We start from the raw sequence: 15,275 nt of genomic DNA, 5'->3' as shown, positions 1-15,275 counted from the left end.
ATTCTGAAAGTTTGGCGGTCCGTTTCAACGATCAGCGCAAGCGCACGAATGTGCAAGTCAAGAAAAAGAGCGGGCGGCGCCGGCATTGACTCGGAATTCGTTCGTCACCGACAAGTGAAGCGAAACCACTGAAAGCCACTCTTTTAGGCTTGCCGGCTCCGGCGTTAGATACGTCGAAACTCTTCAAATGTTGATGTTTATCTTGAAAGTACTCCAGCGTATTTTGGGATGGATCGCTGCAGTCACGGCTGTGGTGATGTTGACTGGTTGCGCCAGCCTTCCGGCAGGTAGTCAGCAAGCGATCTCGATGGCGGTGACCAATGGCGCCGCAACAACCCTGGGACGCCTTGCAGTGAATTCGAGGCCGATTGGTTCCGAGAACGAGTCCGGCTTTCGACTTTTGCCCGAGGCCGCGTTTGCATTCGATGCAAGGGTTGCGCTCATACGGAACGCGGAGAGCAGCGTCGACATGCAGTACTACCTGATCCGCAATGACGATGTGGGTCTGTTGCTGCTTCGAGAGCTTCGCAATGCGGCGTTGAGAGGCGTTCGAGTCCGGCTGTTGGTCGACGACCTCTACATGGGCGGCGATGAAGAGGTCTTCTCCATGTTGGCCACCTTTAACAATGTCGAAGTGCGGCTTTTCAATCCCTTGCCGTCTCGCGCGAAGTCTCTACCGATTCGTCTCGCAGCTTCGTTATTTGACCTCCTTCGCATCAACCACCGCATGCACAACAAGTTGCTTGTCGCCGACAACACTTTTGCGATAACTGGAGGTCGCAACATCGGGAACGAGTACTTCATGCGCAACGCCGACGCGAATTTCATCGACGTTGATCTGCTCTCAGCAGGACCTGTTGTCCATGAAATGTCGAGATCGTTCGATGCGTTTTGGAACAGCATGCAAGTCAGGCCGATCCTGGATCTCGTAACAAATGCGGCGTCCGGCTTCGAAGCCGAAGATAGGTTTTCGGAGATCGTTCGTCTCGCAGTGGCAGATGTGGCATTGAGACCCCGCGACATGTTCGACCGACCGCCTGTTAGTGAGCAATTTGAGATCAAAGAGCTACAGCTCCATTGGGCCGCGGCGCGCTTTTTCTCAGACCCTCCGGACAAGCTTAATCTTGCACATGAGATGGCCTACCGAGGTAGTGTTTCGGAAGGCGCGCTGGGAGAAATTGCGGCATCACGCCGAGAGGTCAAGATTCTTTCTCCGTATTTCATTCCAGGCCCCCAGGGAATGGCAGTGCTAGAGAAGCTCGTCGCTGCCGGTGGCCGCGCCGTGGTTGTCACCAACTCTTTAGGTTCAACCGATGAACCGTTGGCATACGCCGGTTACGAGCGATACCGCGCGGACATGCTTAAAGCTGGCATTTCGGTTTACGAGATTTCACCTGAAGGAACAGCCCAAAGCAAGCGGTTCGGCAATTTCGGTAGATCCATCAGCAGATTGCACGCGAAGGTCGCGACGATGGACAGTGAACGCATCTTCATCGGATCGATGAACCTTGACCATCGCTCGGCGGCCATCAACACCGAGCTTGGCTTGGTCATTGAAAGCAGGTCGCTTGTCGAAGAACTTCACAGTTTGCTGGTCGCTGAGCATGTAGAGATCGGATACCGGTTGCAGTTGTCCTCAGACGGCCGTCGCACGCAATGGGTCGCGCATTCAGAAAACGGCGAAGAAATCGTTCACGAGGACGTACCTGGTGAGTTTCTTTGGCTGCGGATAAAAAATTGGTTTCTGTTGCCAGTGTTGGGAGAAGAGCTTCTTTGATCCCATAGGTATCGATCGAATTTGTGCTTTGCTGATTTCAACCTTCGTCGCCCACTCTTCATCAACGAGAAGACGAAGTTGACGTACGCCTCCATGCCTTCGAGCCAAAGTCGCCTCACTTTACTCAGCTCTTCTTGCGATCACGAAAAGCCCGTCTGTAGGAAGACGGTGACGTGTGCACCTGGTTTGCGAAGTGCTGGCGTAACGACAGCGATGTACCGAAGCCTGCCTCTGCGGCGACCCGCTCGATGGGCATGTCGGTCGTTTCCAGCAATTGCTGCGCCTTGCCGATGCGTTCGGTCGTGAGCCACTTGCTCACCGTCACACCGGTTGCTTCTCGAAAGCGTCGGGTGAAAGTTCGCCGGCTCATCCTCGCCGCTTCCGCCAGCACATCGAGCGACAGCGGCTCCGACAGATGCGCGCGCGCCCATTCCAGGACTCCCGGCAGGCGTGCCTCGCTCGGCAGTGCGGGGACGGGTTGTTCGATGTACTGCGCCTGGCCGCCCTGGCGGTGCGGCGGGGTCACCAGCAAGCGCGCCACGCGATTGGCGACATCGGCACCGTGGCGCAGGCGCAGGATGTGCAGGCAACAGTCGATAGCGGCGACGGTTCCGGCCGAGGTGACGACATTGCCGTCATCGACATACAGCACATCCGGAAGAAAGTGCGTCTTCGGAAAGCGCCGGGCGAAGAGATCGCGGGAGGCCCAATGCGTGGTGGCACGCCGTTCATCGAGCAAGCCCGCATCGCCCAGCACGAAAGCACCCAGGCAAAGCCCGACGACCTGAGCACCGCGCGCGTGCGCCTCGCGCAGTGCGTCCGTCAGCGCGACAGGCGCGGTGACCTCGGGGTGGTTCCACGCGGGCACCACCACGATGTCGGCTCCGACCATCGCATCGAGCCCGCCGGGCACTTCCACTTCAATGCCCTGATCGCAGCGCACGCGGCCGGGTGTGGATGCGCAATACGCCACCTCGTACGAAGGCAAGCCGCCGGGTGGTGGCTGAACGCCGAACACGATGCCGGGCACCGAAAGATGAAACAGGACCCGCTGCAGACCCACGAGATGCTGTTCGACGCGCACAACCGCGCGTTCGAGGTCTTGGGCGGCGTGCCGCGCCGCGGCATCTACGACAACATGAAGACGGCCGTCGATCGCGTGCGCCGGGGCAAGGAGCGCGACGTCAACGCGCGCTTTAGCGCCATGGTGAGCCACTACCTGTTCGAGGCCGAGTTCTGCAACCCCGCCTCGGGCTGGGAGAAGGGCCAGGTGGAGAAGAACGTGCGCGATGCGCGCCACCGGCTGTGGCAGCCCGTGCCGGCGTTCGCGACGCTGGCGATGCTCAACGAATGGCTGGAGAACCGCTGCAAGGCGCTGTGGGGCGAGATCGTTCACGGCAAGCAACCTGGCACCGTGGCGGACGTATGGGCGCAGGAGCGGCCACTGCTGATGCCTGTGCCTCGTGCCTTCGACGGCTTCGTCGAGCACACCAAGCGCGTCTCACCTACCTGCCTGGTGCACTTCGAGCGCAACCGCTACAGCGTGCCGGCGTCCTACGCGAACCGCCCGGTCAGCCTGCGGGTCTACGCCGATCGCCTGGTCGTGGCGGCCGAGGGGCAGCTCCTGTGCGAGCACACGCGCATCATCGACCGGCGTCACGACACGGCCGGCCAGACCATCTACGACTGGCGCCACTACCTGGCGGTGCTCCAGCGCAAGCCCGGGGCGCTCAGGAACGGCGCGCCCTTCAGTGAACTGCCGCAGGGCTTCCGAAGATTGCAAAGCGTCCTGCTAAAGCAGCCCGGCGGCGACCGGGAGATGGTGGAGATCCTCGCGCTCGTGCTGCACCACGATGAACAGGCTGTGCTGACTGCGGTCGAGCTGGCACTGGAAGCGGGTGTGGCGAGCAAGACGCATGTGCTGAACGTCCTGCATCGGCTGCTCGACGGCAAGCCGGTGGCGCCAGCGCCGGTGACGGCGCCTCAGGCGTTGCGCCTGGCAAACGAACCCCAGGCCAATGTGCTGCGCTACGACTCCCTCAGAGGACGTGTGACTGCAGCGGATCCGATCATCATCCAGGAGGTGCGCCATGCGCCATGACCCCGCCAGCGCAGCCATCGTGATCATGCTGCGCGAACTCAAGATGCACGGCATGGCACACGCCGTGGCCGAACTCGCCGCGCAGGGCGCTCCAGCCTTCGAGGCCGCGCAGCCGATGCTCGCGCAGTTGCTCAAGGCCGAGACGGCCGAGCGTGAGGTGCGCTCTGTGGCCTACCAGTTGAAGCTGGCACGCTTCCCGGCCTACCGGGACCTCACAGGCTTCGACTTCACGCACAGCGAGGTCAACGAAGCCTTGGTGCGGCAGTTGCACCGGTGCGAGTTCATGGAGGACGCCCAGAACGTGGTGCTCGTCGGTGGTCCTGGCACGGGCAAGACCCACATCGCCACGGCGCTGGGTGTGCAGGCCATCGAGCATCACCATCGACGTGTGAGATTCTTCTCCACGGTCGAACTGGTCAATGCGCTCGAGCAGGAGAAGGCCAGCGGCAACCCGGGTCACATCGCGCACCGGCTGATGTACGCCGACATGGTGATCCTGGACGAGCTTGGCTACCTGCCGTTCAGCGCCTCGGGCGGAGCGTTGCTGTTCCATTTGCTCTCGAAGCTCTACGAGCGCACGAGCGTGGTGATCACGACGAACCTGAGCTTCAGTGAATGGGCAAGCGTGTTCGGCGATGCGAAGATGACGACGGCGCTGCTGGACCGGCTCACGCATCATTGCCACATCCTGGAGACTGGCAACGACAGCTTCCGCTTCAGGCACAGCTCGGCTCAACCCGTTCGCACAGACCCAATTAAAAAGAAGGAGAAGACCAAGAACCTATCCACACCGTGAGCCGCCAGGCTCGCAAAAAGGGTGGGTCAAGATTAGATGGAAATACCGGGTCAGGATTGCATGGAACTCAACAGCACGACATAGATGTGAGCGCGAGCGGCCTCGTTACGGTGACGGGCGGCAAGTGGACAACTTATCGAGCCATCGCAGAAGAGGTTGTTGACGAATGCATCGCGAACGGAGCGCTTGAAAAGTTGGCACCTTGCCGAACCTTGACACTTGCGCTCGTGGCAGCTGGTGAAGCTTCTATGCCGAGTCTGGTTCAGTACGGGCGCGATTCCACGCTGGTTGAACAGATGCCCGGGGCCGACGCTTCGATCTGCGGATCACTTACTGAAGGGATGGTTCGTTTCTCAATTCGGTACGAGTTTGCGCGCAATGTCGAGGACATCCTTGCCCGCAGAACACGCATCCTGTTTTTAGATGCGCGTTCGGCGACAGCTTGCTCCTCGCGGGTGGCTCAAATCATTCGCGATGAGCTTGATGTAGATCCCGGGCTGAAACTCTTTCAAGATCTTGCTGCTCAGTATGCAGGAGTGACTTGATCAAGATCCTTCGATGGGACATGCTTGGCTTCCCGAGCCTAGTCCTTGCTGGAGTGACCTGTGAGTATTGACGCGTGGAGCGAACCTGCTCAGATTCGAGGCTTGACTGAGAAGTTCAAGTACATGTTCCCGCTCACGGGTACAGAACGTAGAAGAGCGTACGTGTTTTTTAGAGGTTGGATGCCCACGTTCGCGCTGATGTGCAAGCAGATCGACACCATCCTCAGCGAGGACAAACGGGGTTTCGAATGGATACGAATACGAGAGAAATTTGGCGCGCCAAGTCTCTTCTACGAGATGCGCGGTCGTGCCCGGCACGTGATCCACGCGCATCGGCCTGATGCAGTGACACGGGTAGTGTGCGAGCCCGTCGATTCGTTTGAGCGGTCCGCGGTCGAAATCCATGAGGTTGTGCTCCGTGGGGAGTTGGCGCTTCGAGAGTCGTGTATTGTGTGCGGGTCACCTTCGATCATCACGAACGCAGCCGGGCCATGGGCATCTCTCTGCCACGAGCACAGCACTGGCGCATTCCTAGAAAATAGTTTCCGTGGATCTGTGTGGACAGCCGCGGAGATCCGCGATGACTGCACGAGCTAGGCATCGTCATGCGCATGGTTCACAGCATGCTCAGCCTCACAGTCACTTGCTCCTCACGTTCCAATCCGTACCTACGCTGTCGAACGATACGGGCGCTAAATCGAGCACTTGCTATTTCGACGATCACAGACGCCGACGGGTGCACAAATGGGCCCAATTCATCCTCGTGGGCAACTACCCCGTAGTCGTTGTGAATCACGAGATCGCCAATCGCAACGCTGTCAAAGTCCTGAGCCGAGATCGTCAGGGTTCTGCTTTCGCAGTCGTAGCATTCGGTAAAACTGAAGTCAGGCACCGCGCTGCCGGTGTGCTTGTAGCGACGTTGTCTTTGCTCGGCCATCAGTCACGTCGGTTCTACAGCTTGTCTACGTGCGCGGGTTCGTCGGCCGCTCTAAGATTTTTGCGCGGCGTTCGACGGCATGCGCATCGCAAAGGCACAGAAACCATCCACCGTACTTTTCAATGACGGCCGGGCTTCCACAACACATGCATGCGGTTTCGGTCGCCTGCTCCGCTTGGTCTAGCGCGATCTGAATTCGCTCCAATGCTTCGTTATCAACAGAACCAGCGTCGAAGTAGTAACGTGCGCTCCCGTATTTTTCTTTGAGCTGAGAGAAGTGAAAGCCTTGCTTGTGTTCTCCTAGGATCGCGTCAATCTCCGCGCACGCCTGCGCAAGGATCGGCGTCCACCCTTCGTACATGTCCAAGCCAATGTTGGGTCCTTCGAACATGTATCGATACTTCGACTTGAGTTCTTCCGACGTCATCGTCTTTCTTCACTGCTGAGTTTTGCCGAGTTTGAAGCGGCGGTCGTTAATGAGGAGGAGGTTGTCATCCACGGTGAGAATCACGATCGCTCTCGGTGGGCTTCTCGCGATCGCCGGGCTCGCCTGCGATCCACCCGCTCACTGGCACATCGTCCATGCCAGTCGCCGCGTCAATTTGCTCCGGTGTTGGGTAATGCCGAAGAATCTGCGTTGCAAGCTGCCGTAGCTTTTCAGGAACGGCAGCCCCCCACAGCGTTGCGTCCTTGGTTTCGGACCGCATGTCACGCAGAGCTTGTCCTGCCCATTCAATAGCCCTTCGGCGTTCGTAGGGCACTGTCATTTCTTGACTTGTTGAACTTGGGTGCCACCGGTCTGCAGTTGCGGCGCGCTCCACAGCGGTATGAAGGCTGCCGAACTTGGGAGGCGGGATGTCCAGCTGTCAAACAACTCAATGTCGTCACCGAATGCCAAGTCGCCGGGCTCGCATCCATCGGCAATGCAGTGCGCAACCGTAAGGGCGGTTCGCATGGACCAACCGACTTCACTCGATCGGGTGAGCACCTGGATTCCTACGAGCTGAGGAACATCTTCAGCTAGCAAGAACCTGTGGAGTTCTTCCTTGGTGCAAAGAAATCCTCCGTAGCCTGCTTCCTCTCCCTGTTCCGTGGCGTCGCGGTACCAAGTGCAAAGAAACATTGGGTCCACTGCTCTCAAGTGTGCGATTGAGAACTGCAGTTGGCCCTCTGACCAGTCGGCGGGCGCGACTCTGGATGCTGGTGTTGTGAACATGGATCAAATGCGCACTGTGCGTGGAAGCGAGCGGCATCGGTGTACCGCTAACAGCAATAGACGAGTCAACCCTCTGATAGGTGACGCAAAGGCCGTAGATGTATCGCCATCATAACGGAAAGATTGCATGGTGGCACCACCACTGCAAGGCCCTCTTAAGTCAACTCCTTTGCATTCGCTTCGCGATGTGCTCGCTTACAACGTCCGCGCGTACCGGGTGCAGAGAGGGCTTTCTCAAGAGAAACTTGGGTTCGCAGCCGAGCTAGATCGGACATTCATCAGTCAGGTAGAGCGCGCTCGGGTAAACGTCTCGGTCGACAACATCGAAAAGCTAGCTCGAAGCTTGGAAGTCGATCCCTCCTCCTTGCTAGCCCGGCCTGAAAAGGCCAAAAAGAGGAAGTCAGCAACGGAAGGGAAGATTGCGAAGTAGGCATTCCGGTCAAAGTCCTTTCGACCGTTGAGAAGACGCCTCTGTCGTTGAGCTAGTTGCCCAGCAGCCTCTGAGACCTTACAAAACCCGGTGGGCTTGGCGGCTGAAGGCGTCAATGCCCTCAATGTGGAAAATTGCTTGCAGGTAGCCAGCCCACGATAACTGCGCCCTCGAGCAGTTGATCACAAGCTATACAGAGTTATTCACAGGTTTTCCCCGCCCCCCGCGCCCCCCGAAGTCCGCAGACTGACGCGCCCCTTTGGGGCTTGCCTTTCCTATCCTTTTTGGGAGAAACCAGATTCGAACCGGGGCGTTGCACCCCACTACGTGTCTCAAAAAGCTGCTTGGCTACTTCGGATCTTCTTGTTGTTGGGGAATTCGAGCCCGGCGTTCTGGATGGCCGAGCGGACGCGTTCGCGCGCTTCCTTGACTTCGACATCGGCCAGGCCGACCAGCGTGAAGCTGGGCAGGCCATTGGCCAGATGCACCTCGACGGTCACGCTGGCCGCTTCCAGACCCAGCAATGCACGGCTTTGCACCAAAGACAAACTCATTCCACTCCCTTTCACCAAGATGGTGCATTCCGCAATCGCCGGTCCACCGTGCCGGGCTTCCAAAGTTCCGCGGCAGCTTGAAACAGTCAGGTAACTATTTAAAGGGCGCGCCGCGCCGCGGGTCATTTTGGCGACACGCCGCTTGTGGACTTTGGCACGCTCCCTGCTTTGAACAGGATTCAAACCCCATTTTCAACCCCCTCGAGGAGTTTCCCGATGATGCATCGTTCCGCCGCCAAGACCCTGGTTGCATTGGCCACAGCTTTGACCGCGTCGGGAGCCGTTCTGGCCCAGACCGCTGTTGCGCCCGCCGCCGAGCCGGCGCCGGTCGTCTCTCCTCTGACCGCCAACATTTCGCTCACGAGCAACTACAAGTTCCGTGGCCAGGACCAGGATCAGATCGGGAACAACGGCTTTTACAAGAAGCGCGGTATCAAGCCGGCGATTCAAGGTGGCTTCGACTACGCGCATGAAAGCGGCTTCTATGTCGGCAACTGGAACTCCAGCGTGAACTGGCTCTCGGGCAACAGCATCGAAAGCGACATTTACGGCGGCTACAAGTTCAAGGGCGGCCCGATCGACTGGGACGTGGGCGTGCTGACGTATATCTACCCGGGCAACAAGAACGGCAACACGACCGAGGTCTACGGCGCTGGCACCTACAGCGACGAAGCCTTGGGCGCACTGACGCTGAAGTACTCGCACACCGTCTCCAAGGACTACTTCGGCTACGCCGGCGCCAACACCTACAACCCGTACCTCAACCCGTTCGGTTCGCGTCCGTCGGGCCGCGGCACGGGCTACCTGAACCTGTCGTACGCCAAGGAAGTGATCCCGCACCTGACGCTGAAGGCGGCCGTCGGCTACACCCGCATGTCCAGCGACATCCGCGAAATTGGCTACAAGAGCTACGTCGACTACAGCCTGGGCGGCACCTGGGACTTCGGTGGTGGCCTGGCGCTCACCGGCGCCGTGCAAGGCGCGAACAAGAAGGACTCGTACCTTCTGTCGACCGGCACGGGTGTCGACGTCTACGGCGACGGCTCCTTCATCTACGGCGCGACCTCGCAGTCGATCAACAAGCCGCGCCTGATCGTCACGCTCACCAAGACCTTCTAAGCCAACACAGAAGGCGGACGCGGACCATGCCGCCGCGTCCGATCGACTCATCTCAAGGAGAAAAAATCATGAAGCTGGTCACAGCCATCATCAAACCATTCAAGCTGGACGAAGTGCGCGAAGCGCTGTCGGCCATCGGCGTGCAGGGCATCACCGTGACGGAGGTCAAGGGCTTCGGTCGCCAGAAGGGCCACACCGAGCTGTACCGCGGCGCGGAATACGTCGTCGACTTTCTGCCCAAGGTCAAGATCGAAGCGGCCATTTCCGACGATCTGGTCGAGCGCGTGATCGAGGCGGTCGAAGGCGCTGCACGCACCGGCAAGATCGGCGACGGCAAGGTTTTTGTCTACAACCTCGAGCAGGTTGTTCGCATCCGCACCGGCGAAACGGGCCGCGAAGCCCTCTGATCATTCACGGCACGAAAGAACAACCGAAATGAAAAAACTGCTCGTCTCCCTCGCGCTCGGCCTGAGCGTGCTCACTGCCGGCGTGTCTGGCTTCGCCCAGACGCCCGCGCCTGCCGCCGAGGCCTCGGCCCCGGCTGCCGCTGCCGCGCCGGCCGTGGCACCCGCCGCCGCGGCTGCCACGGCACCTGCTGCCGATGCCGCAGCCGCTGCACCCGCGATCAAGTTCGACAAGGGCGACACCAGCTGGATGATGCTGTCGACGCTGCTGGTCATCATGATGACCATCCCCGGCCTCGCGCTGTTCTACGGCGGCCTGGTCCGCAGCAAGAACATGCTGTCGGTCCTGATGCAGGTGATGGTCACGTTCTCGCTGATCGTCGTGTTGTGGCTGGTCTACGGCTACAGCCTCGCGTTCACCGAGGGCAATGCCTTCATCGGCGGCTTCGACCGGCTCTTCATGAAGGGGATCTTCGATCCGGCCACCGGCGTGTTCGCACCCGGCGCGACCTTCAGCAAGGGCGTCTACATCCCCGAACTGCTGTTCGCCGCGTTCCAGGCCACCTTCGCCGGCATCACCTGCTGCCTGATCGTCGGTGCCTTCGCAGAGCGCGCCAAGTTCGGCGGCATCCTGCTGTTCATGGTGCTGTGGTTCACCTTCAGCTACGCGCCGATCGCGCACATGGTCTGGTACTGGATGGGCCCGGATGCCTACGCCAGCAAGGACGTGGTCGACGCGATGAACGCCAAGGCCGGCTACATCTGGCAGATGGGCGCCCTGGACTTCGCAGGCGGCACGGTGGTGCACATCAACGCGGCCGTCGCCGGTCTGGTCGGTGCTTTCGTGATCGGCAAGCGCGTGGGCTACGGCAAGGAAGCCTTCACGCCGCATTCACTGACGCTGACGATGGTCGGTGCCTCGCTGCTGTGGGTGGGCTGGTTCGGCTTCAACGCCGGTTCGGCCCTCGAAGCCGGCACCAGCGCCGTGCTCGCCTTCATGAACACCTTCTCGGCCACCGCCGCCGCCGTGCTCGCATGGTGCATCGGCGAAGCGCTGATTCGCGGCAAGGCGTCGATGCTCGGTGCCGCTTCGGGCGCCGTCGCCGGCCTCGTGGCGATCACCCCGGCCGCCGGCAACGTCGGCCTGATGGGCGCGATCGTGATCGGCTTCGTCGCCGGCTTCGCCTGCCTCTGGGGCGTCAATGGTCTCAAGAAGCTGCTCGGCGCGGACGACTCGCTCGACGTGTTCGGCGTGCACGGTGTCGGCGGTATCGTCGGCGCCCTGCTCACCGGCGTGTTCAACACGCAGTCGCTCGGCGGCCCCGGCATCGTCGGCGACTGGGTCACGGCTGCCGTCGTGACCACCGAGATCGGACCGCAGGTCTGGATCCAGCTGAAGGCTGTGCTCCTCACCATCGTGTGGTCGGGTGTGGTTTCCTTCGTCGCCTTCAAGATCGCCGACCTGACGATCGGTCTTCGCGTGACGGAAGAAGAAGAGCGCGAAGGCCTCGACATCTCGTCGCACGGCGAGACCGCGTACAACCGCTAATTCTCGGTTTTCGCGATCAGCAAAAGGCCCGTCTCTGACGGGCCTTTTGCATTGAGCGCGCACAATTCGCTCGATGTGGACCACCCTTCAAGACAGCCAGTGCGAGCTTGGCGAATCCCCTTTCTGGCATCCGCAGGAGCGCTCGCTGTACTGGGTGGACATTCCCGGTCGCGCCGTGCTGCGCACCCGCGGCGAGATCGGCATGGCGACGGTCGAGCGATGGCTGCTGCCCAGCGAACCCGGCTGCATGGCGCCCGCACGCAGTGGCGGTCTGGTGATCGCGCTGCGCGACGGCATCTACCGGGCGCGCGAATGGGGCGGTGAACTCACGCTGCTGGCCGGCGTCGACTACGACACCCGCACGATGCGCTTCAACGACGGCAAGTGCGATGCGCTCGGCCGCTTCTGGGCCGGCACGTTGAACGAGGCCAAGGACCGGCCGAACGCCACGCTCTTTTGTCTCGACGCGCGGGACGGCAAGGCGCCGTCGGTCACCGCGATGGCGGGCGATGCGACCACCGCCAACGGCCTCGCGTTTTCGGCGGACCGGCGCACGGTTTACTGGTCGGACACCGCAGCGCATGCGATCCGCGCGTGGGACTGGGACAGCGAGCCGAACACGCTCACGAACCCGCGCGTGTTCCAGCAGTTCGCGCCGAAGCCTTCGGGCTGGACGCCGTCGTCGCCGGTGCGCTACCAGGGCCGGCCCGACGGCGCCACGCTCGACGCCGAAGGGTGCTACTGGGCCGCGATGTTCGAAGGCGGGCAGTTGCTTCGGTTCAACGCTGCGGGCGAGCAGGTCGCGGCCATTGCCACGCCGGTGCAATGCCCGACCATGCCGTGTTTTGGCGGAGACGACCTGAAAACACTGTTCGTGACGAGCGCCCGCCGCGGCCGCCCGGCCGAAGAGATCGAGCAGCGGCCCGCTTCCGGCTGCGTGGTGTCGATGCACGTCGCGACGCCCGGCATGTCGGTGAGCTTCTTCGAAGACTGAAGCCCGCGGCCGCCAGCGGTACGATCGCCCTCATGGATCCAGCCCTTCGCCAGATCGCCGATCGCATCCGCGCGGCCGCCACCGACGCCACCCCGCTCGACATCCGCGGCGGCGGCACCAAATACTTCTACGGCGAGGCCCCGCAAGGCGAGCCGCTGGTCACCAGCGAGCTGCACGGCATCACCAGCTACGAACCCAGCGAACTCGTGGTCACCGTGCGCGCCGGCACGCCGCTGGCCGAACTCGAGGCGCTGCTGGCCGAACACGGGCAGTGCCTGCCTTTCGAGGCGCCGCGCTTCGCCCATCCTGCCAACCCCGGCGTGCGCGGCGGCACCGTCGGCGGCATGGTCGCGGCGGGCCTGAGCGGTCCGTCCCGCGCGAGCGTCGGCGCGGTGCGCGACTACGTGCTCGGTGCGACGTTGGTCAACGGACGCGGCGAGGTGCTCAGCTTCGGCGGCACCGTCATGAAGAACGTCGCGGGCTACGACGTCTCGCGCGTGCTGGCCGGTTCGCTCGGCGTGTTGGGCCTCATCGCGGAAGTGAGCCTGAAGGTGCTGCCGGTGGCGCCGGCCGAGGCCACGCTGAGTTTCGACTGCAGCCAGGCCGATGCGTTGCGCCTGCTCAACGAATGGGGCGGCCGGCCGCTGCCGCTGAACGCGAGCGCCTGGCACGAGGCCGATGGCGTCGGCCGGCTCGCGCTGCGTCTGCGCGGGGCGGTGGCTGCGGTCGAAGCGGCATGCGGGCATCTGGGCGGCGAGAGGCAGGATGCGCAGCAGGCAGCGGCCTTCTGGCAGTCGCTGCGCGACCAGCAGCATCCCTGGTTCGCCGCACGCCTTGTCGACGATGGCGCTGCCGACCTGTGGCGGCTGTCGGTGCCGCAAACCGCGCCGGTGCTGGCGCTCGACGGCATGCCGTTGATCGAATGGCACGGCGGGCAGCGTTGGTACTGTGCCGCGCGCGGGCAGGCTGAGGCGCTGCGAGACGCGGCGCGGGCGGCGGGCGGCAGTGCGACGCTGTTCGCTGCCGCATCGCCCGACTCGCTTGGCGCTGCGACCGACTCCGTTCCAAAGTTCGACGCGTTGAGCCCGCCGCTGGCGCGCATCCATCGCGCGCTCAAGCACGAATTCGATCCGCACCGCATCTTCAATCGCGGCCGCTTTTATCGGGACCTTTGACCTTCCATGCAAACCGAACTCGCTCCCGAATTTCGCGACACCGCCGACGGCCAGGAAGCCGAGGCGATCCTGCGCAAATGCGTGCACTGCGGCTTCTGCACCGCGACCTGCCCGACCTACCAGCTGCTCGGCGACGAGCTCGACGGCCCGCGCGGACGCATCTACCTCATCAAGCAGGTGCTCGAAGGCAAGACGCCGACGCGCAGCACGCAGCTGCATCTGGACCGTTGCCTCACCTGCCGCAACTGTGAGACCACCTGCCCGAGCGGCGTGCAGTACGGCCACCTGGTCGACATCGGCCGCAAGATCGTCGATGCGAAGGTGCCGCGCCCCGCGGTGGAATCGGCCACGCGCTGGCTCTTGAAGGAAGCGCTGCCGTCGCCGCTGTTCGGCCCGGCCATGAAGCTGGGCCAGTCGGTGCGCGGGCTGCTGCCCGAGGCGCTCAAGGCCAAGGTGCCCGCCAGACAGGACGCCGGCACCTGGCCGACCGCCACGCACGCGCGCAAGGTGCTCATGCTGGCCGGTTGCGTGCAGCCGTCGATGATGCCCAACATCAACAGCGCGACCGCCCGGGTGCTCGATGCGGCGGGCATCCAGACCGTGATCGCGCGCGCAGCCGGTTGCTGCGGCGGCGTCAAGTTCCACCTGAACGACCAGGACGGCGCCAAGGCGCAGATGCGCGCCAACATCGATGCGTGGTGGCCGCAAGTCGAGCGCGACGAAGTCGAGGCGATCGTCATGAACGCATCGGGTTGCGGTGTCACGGTGCGCGAGTACGGCCACATCCTGCGCGACGATCCGGCCTATGCGCTCAAAGCGCGGCGCGTCAGCGAACTCACGCGCGACCTGAGCGAGCTGCTGCCCGACCTGGTGCCGGTGCTCAAGGGCCGCGTGAAGGCGCCCACCGGCGTGGTCGGCTATCACCCGCCCTGCACCTTGCAGCATGGCCAGAAGTTGCGCGGCGGCGTCGAAGTGAATCTGCGCGCGCTCGGTTTCGACGTGCAGGTCGCGCGAAGCGAGTCGCACCTGTGTTGCGGATCGGCCGGCACCTATTCGGTGCTTCAACCGGAAATCGCCTACACGTTGCGTGACCGCAAGCTGGGACACTTGAACCAGTTGCAACCGACGACCATTGTCTCGGCCAATATCGGATGCATCACCCATCTGCAAAGCGGCAGCACCGTGGCCGTGAAGCACTGGATCGAGGTGCTCGATGCGGCCTTGACGGAGGCGTCTTCGCCCAAGGAGCCCTCCGCATGAAGAACCGAATCCCGTTGATCGCCGCCGCGTTGTGCATGGCCGGCGCGCTGCAGGCGCAGGCGCAAACGCCACCCGCGATGCCCGCCATGAAAGGCGAGGGCGCCTTTCGCTGGATTTGCGGCGGCATCGGCTCCGATGAATCGACCGCTTTCCGCGCCGCGATGAAGTCCCATCCGTTGTCGTTGCTGTTCGCACGCCAGGACGGCGCCTATGTGGCCGATGTCGACGTCGCGATCCAGCGCGAAGGCGGCGCACCCGGGTTCACCCTGCGCGCCACGGGTCCGGTCTGCCTCGTCGACGTACCGGCGGGTCGCTACACCGTCCAGGCCACCGCGCAAGGCACCACGCAGAAGCAGCCGGTGACGGTCGGCGACACGCCCAAGACGGCAGACTTCCGCTTCTGACCTGCAGGTATCCG

The 15,275-nt window shown here is 62.4% G+C and carries 15 protein-coding genes and 2 pseudogenes; 12 read left to right on the top strand and 5 right to left on the bottom strand.

What is annotated here, in order from left to right; genetic code table 11:
* Nucleotides 1-187: 187 nt before the first annotated feature.
* A complete protein-coding gene (locus AX767_RS09580; RefSeq protein ID WP_068630768.1) occupies nt 188-1,777 on the top strand; it encodes a phospholipase D family protein in 1,590 nt (529 codons plus the stop codon).
* A gap of 124 nt (nt 1,778-1,901) precedes the next feature.
* Here AX767_RS09580 and AX767_RS09575 read toward each other — a convergent pair whose 3' ends face one another.
* Nucleotides 1,902-2,840 carry a GlxA family transcriptional regulator gene (locus AX767_RS09575; RefSeq protein WP_237288602.1) on the bottom strand — a complete coding sequence of 313 codons (939 nt, stop codon included), beginning with the start codon at nt 2,838-2,840 and terminating at the stop codon, nt 1,902-1,904.
* Between AX767_RS09575 and istA the strand changes: the two are divergent.
* The 3 genes and pseudogenes from istA to AX767_RS21335 all read left to right on the top strand — a co-directional run.
* Nucleotides 2,829-3,878: pseudogene (gene istA, locus AX767_RS09570) on the top strand (IS21 family transposase); the annotation flags it as partial. The gene AX767_RS09575 and the pseudogene istA overlap by 12 nt on opposite strands.
* Complete coding sequence (istB, locus tag AX767_RS09565) at nt 3,868-4,674, top strand: IS21-like element helper ATPase IstB (protein ID WP_068630764.1); 807 nt, start codon at nt 3,868-3,870, stop codon at nt 4,672-4,674. The pseudogene istA and the gene istB, both read left to right, overlap by 11 nt.
* Nucleotides 4,671-5,219 carry a glycerol-3-phosphate dehydrogenase C-terminal domain-containing protein gene (locus AX767_RS21335; RefSeq protein WP_156481009.1) on the top strand — a complete coding sequence of 183 codons (549 nt, stop codon included), beginning with the start codon at nt 4,671-4,673 and terminating at the stop codon, nt 5,217-5,219. Before istB ends, AX767_RS21335 begins: the two co-directional genes overlap by 4 nt.
* 616 nt (nt 5,220-5,835) lie before the next feature.
* On the opposite strand, the gene AX767_RS09555 is transcribed toward AX767_RS21335, so the two are convergent.
* The 3 genes from AX767_RS09555 to AX767_RS21330 all read right to left on the bottom strand — a co-directional run bounded on the left by AX767_RS09555 (nt 5,836) and on the right by AX767_RS21330 (nt 6,923).
* Entirely contained in the window at nt 5,836-6,156 is a 321-nt protein-coding gene (locus AX767_RS09555; RefSeq protein WP_068630760.1) for a hypothetical protein, read from the bottom strand.
* Nucleotides 6,157-6,181: 25 nt separating this feature from the next.
* Complete coding sequence (locus tag AX767_RS09550; RefSeq protein ID WP_068630758.1) at nt 6,182-6,583, bottom strand: hypothetical protein; 402 nt, start codon at nt 6,581-6,583, stop codon at nt 6,182-6,184.
* Nucleotides 6,584-6,647: 64 nt separating this feature from the next.
* Nucleotides 6,648-6,923, bottom strand: a complete 276-nt coding sequence (locus AX767_RS21330; protein WP_156481008.1) for a BPSL0761 family protein — start codon at nt 6,921-6,923, stop codon at nt 6,648-6,650.
* Between the two features lie 576 nt (nt 6,924-7,499).
* Between AX767_RS21330 and AX767_RS20995 the strand changes: the two genes are divergently transcribed.
* Nucleotides 7,500-7,802: a helix-turn-helix domain-containing protein gene (locus tag AX767_RS20995; RefSeq protein ID WP_168164815.1), complete on the top strand. Its 303-nt coding sequence runs from the start codon at nt 7,500-7,502 to the stop codon at nt 7,800-7,802.
* 356 nt (nt 7,803-8,158) lie between these two features.
* Here AX767_RS20995 and AX767_RS09540 read toward each other — a convergent pair.
* A pseudogene (locus tag AX767_RS09540) lies at nt 8,159-8,356 on the bottom strand (magnesium chelatase domain-containing protein); the annotation flags it as partial.
* Nucleotides 8,357-8,575: 219 nt separating this feature from the next.
* On the opposite strand from AX767_RS09540, the gene AX767_RS09535 reads away from it, so the two are divergent.
* The 7 genes from AX767_RS09535 (at nt 8,576) to AX767_RS09505 (ending at nt 15,261) form a co-directional block, all read left to right on the top strand.
* Nucleotides 8,576-9,475, top strand: coding sequence for a TorF family putative porin (locus AX767_RS09535; protein ID WP_443082778.1), 900 nt, complete (start codon nt 8,576-8,578; stop codon nt 9,473-9,475).
* 68 nt (nt 9,476-9,543) lie between these two features.
* Nucleotides 9,544-9,882: a P-II family nitrogen regulator gene (gene glnK, locus AX767_RS09530; RefSeq protein ID WP_068630752.1), complete on the top strand. Its 339-nt coding sequence runs from the start codon at nt 9,544-9,546 to the stop codon at nt 9,880-9,882.
* Nucleotides 9,883-9,910: 28 nt separating this feature from the next.
* Nucleotides 9,911-11,428 carry an ammonium transporter gene (locus AX767_RS09525; protein WP_269465560.1) on the top strand — a complete coding sequence of 506 codons (1,518 nt, stop codon included), beginning with the start codon at nt 9,911-9,913 and terminating at the stop codon, nt 11,426-11,428.
* Between the two features lie 73 nt (nt 11,429-11,501).
* A complete protein-coding gene (locus tag AX767_RS09520; RefSeq protein WP_068630751.1) occupies nt 11,502-12,422 on the top strand; it encodes an SMP-30/gluconolactonase/LRE family protein in 921 nt (306 codons plus the stop codon).
* 32 nt (nt 12,423-12,454) lie between these two features.
* The gene (glcE, locus tag AX767_RS09515) at nt 12,455-13,597 is read left to right on the top strand and encodes a glycolate oxidase subunit GlcE (protein WP_068630748.1); all 1,143 of its coding nucleotides are present in this window, start codon (nt 12,455-12,457) and stop codon (nt 13,595-13,597) included.
* A 6-nt stretch (nt 13,598-13,603) separates the two neighbouring features.
* Nucleotides 13,604-14,857, top strand: coding sequence for a glycolate oxidase subunit GlcF (gene glcF / locus AX767_RS09510; RefSeq protein WP_068630746.1), 1,254 nt, complete (start codon nt 13,604-13,606; stop codon nt 14,855-14,857).
* Complete coding sequence (locus AX767_RS09505) at nt 14,854-15,261, top strand: carboxypeptidase regulatory-like domain-containing protein (protein WP_068630745.1); 408 nt, start codon at nt 14,854-14,856, stop codon at nt 15,259-15,261. The genes glcF and AX767_RS09505 overlap by 4 nt, the downstream gene beginning before the upstream one ends.
* Nucleotides 15,262-15,275 lie beyond the last annotated feature (14 nt).

It is taken from the genome of Variovorax sp. PAMC 28711 (assembly GCF_001577265.1).
Classification (GTDB): Bacteria; Pseudomonadota; Gammaproteobacteria; order Burkholderiales; family Burkholderiaceae_C; genus Variovorax.
The sequence above is the reverse complement of the archived record's forward strand: the minus strand, read 5'-3'. Positions and strand labels throughout refer to the sequence as shown.

Excerpts from the sequence above, each read along its gene's own strand:
- AX767_RS09580 (WP_068630768.1), top strand. The coding sequence starts at position 188 with ATGTTGATGTTTATCTTGAAAGTACTCCAGCGTATTTTGGGATGGATC.
- istB (WP_068630764.1), top strand. The coding sequence starts at position 3,868 with ATGCGCCATGACCCCGCCAGCGCAGCCATCGTGATCATGCTGCGCGAA.
- AX767_RS09555 (WP_068630760.1), bottom strand. The coding sequence starts at position 6,156 with ATGGCCGAGCAAAGACAACGTCGCTACAAGCACACCGGCAGCGCGGTG.
- AX767_RS09550 (WP_068630758.1), bottom strand. The coding sequence starts at position 6,583 with ATGACGTCGGAAGAACTCAAGTCGAAGTATCGATACATGTTCGAAGGA.
- AX767_RS21330 (WP_156481008.1), bottom strand. The coding sequence starts at position 6,923 with ATGACAGTGCCCTACGAACGCCGAAGGGCTATTGAATGGGCAGGACAA.
- AX767_RS20995 (WP_168164815.1), top strand. The coding sequence starts at position 7,500 with ATGGTGGCACCACCACTGCAAGGCCCTCTTAAGTCAACTCCTTTGCAT.
- AX767_RS09535 (WP_443082778.1), top strand. The coding sequence starts at position 8,576 with ATGCATCGTTCCGCCGCCAAGACCCTGGTTGCATTGGCCACAGCTTTG.
- glnK (WP_068630752.1), top strand. The coding sequence starts at position 9,544 with ATGAAGCTGGTCACAGCCATCATCAAACCATTCAAGCTGGACGAAGTG.
- AX767_RS09525 (WP_269465560.1), top strand. The coding sequence starts at position 9,911 with ATGAAAAAACTGCTCGTCTCCCTCGCGCTCGGCCTGAGCGTGCTCACT.
- AX767_RS09520 (WP_068630751.1), top strand. The coding sequence starts at position 11,502 with ATGTGGACCACCCTTCAAGACAGCCAGTGCGAGCTTGGCGAATCCCCT.
- glcE (WP_068630748.1), top strand. The coding sequence starts at position 12,455 with ATGGATCCAGCCCTTCGCCAGATCGCCGATCGCATCCGCGCGGCCGCC.
- glcF (WP_068630746.1), top strand. The coding sequence starts at position 13,604 with ATGCAAACCGAACTCGCTCCCGAATTTCGCGACACCGCCGACGGCCAG.
- AX767_RS09505 (WP_068630745.1), top strand. The coding sequence starts at position 14,854 with ATGAAGAACCGAATCCCGTTGATCGCCGCCGCGTTGTGCATGGCCGGC.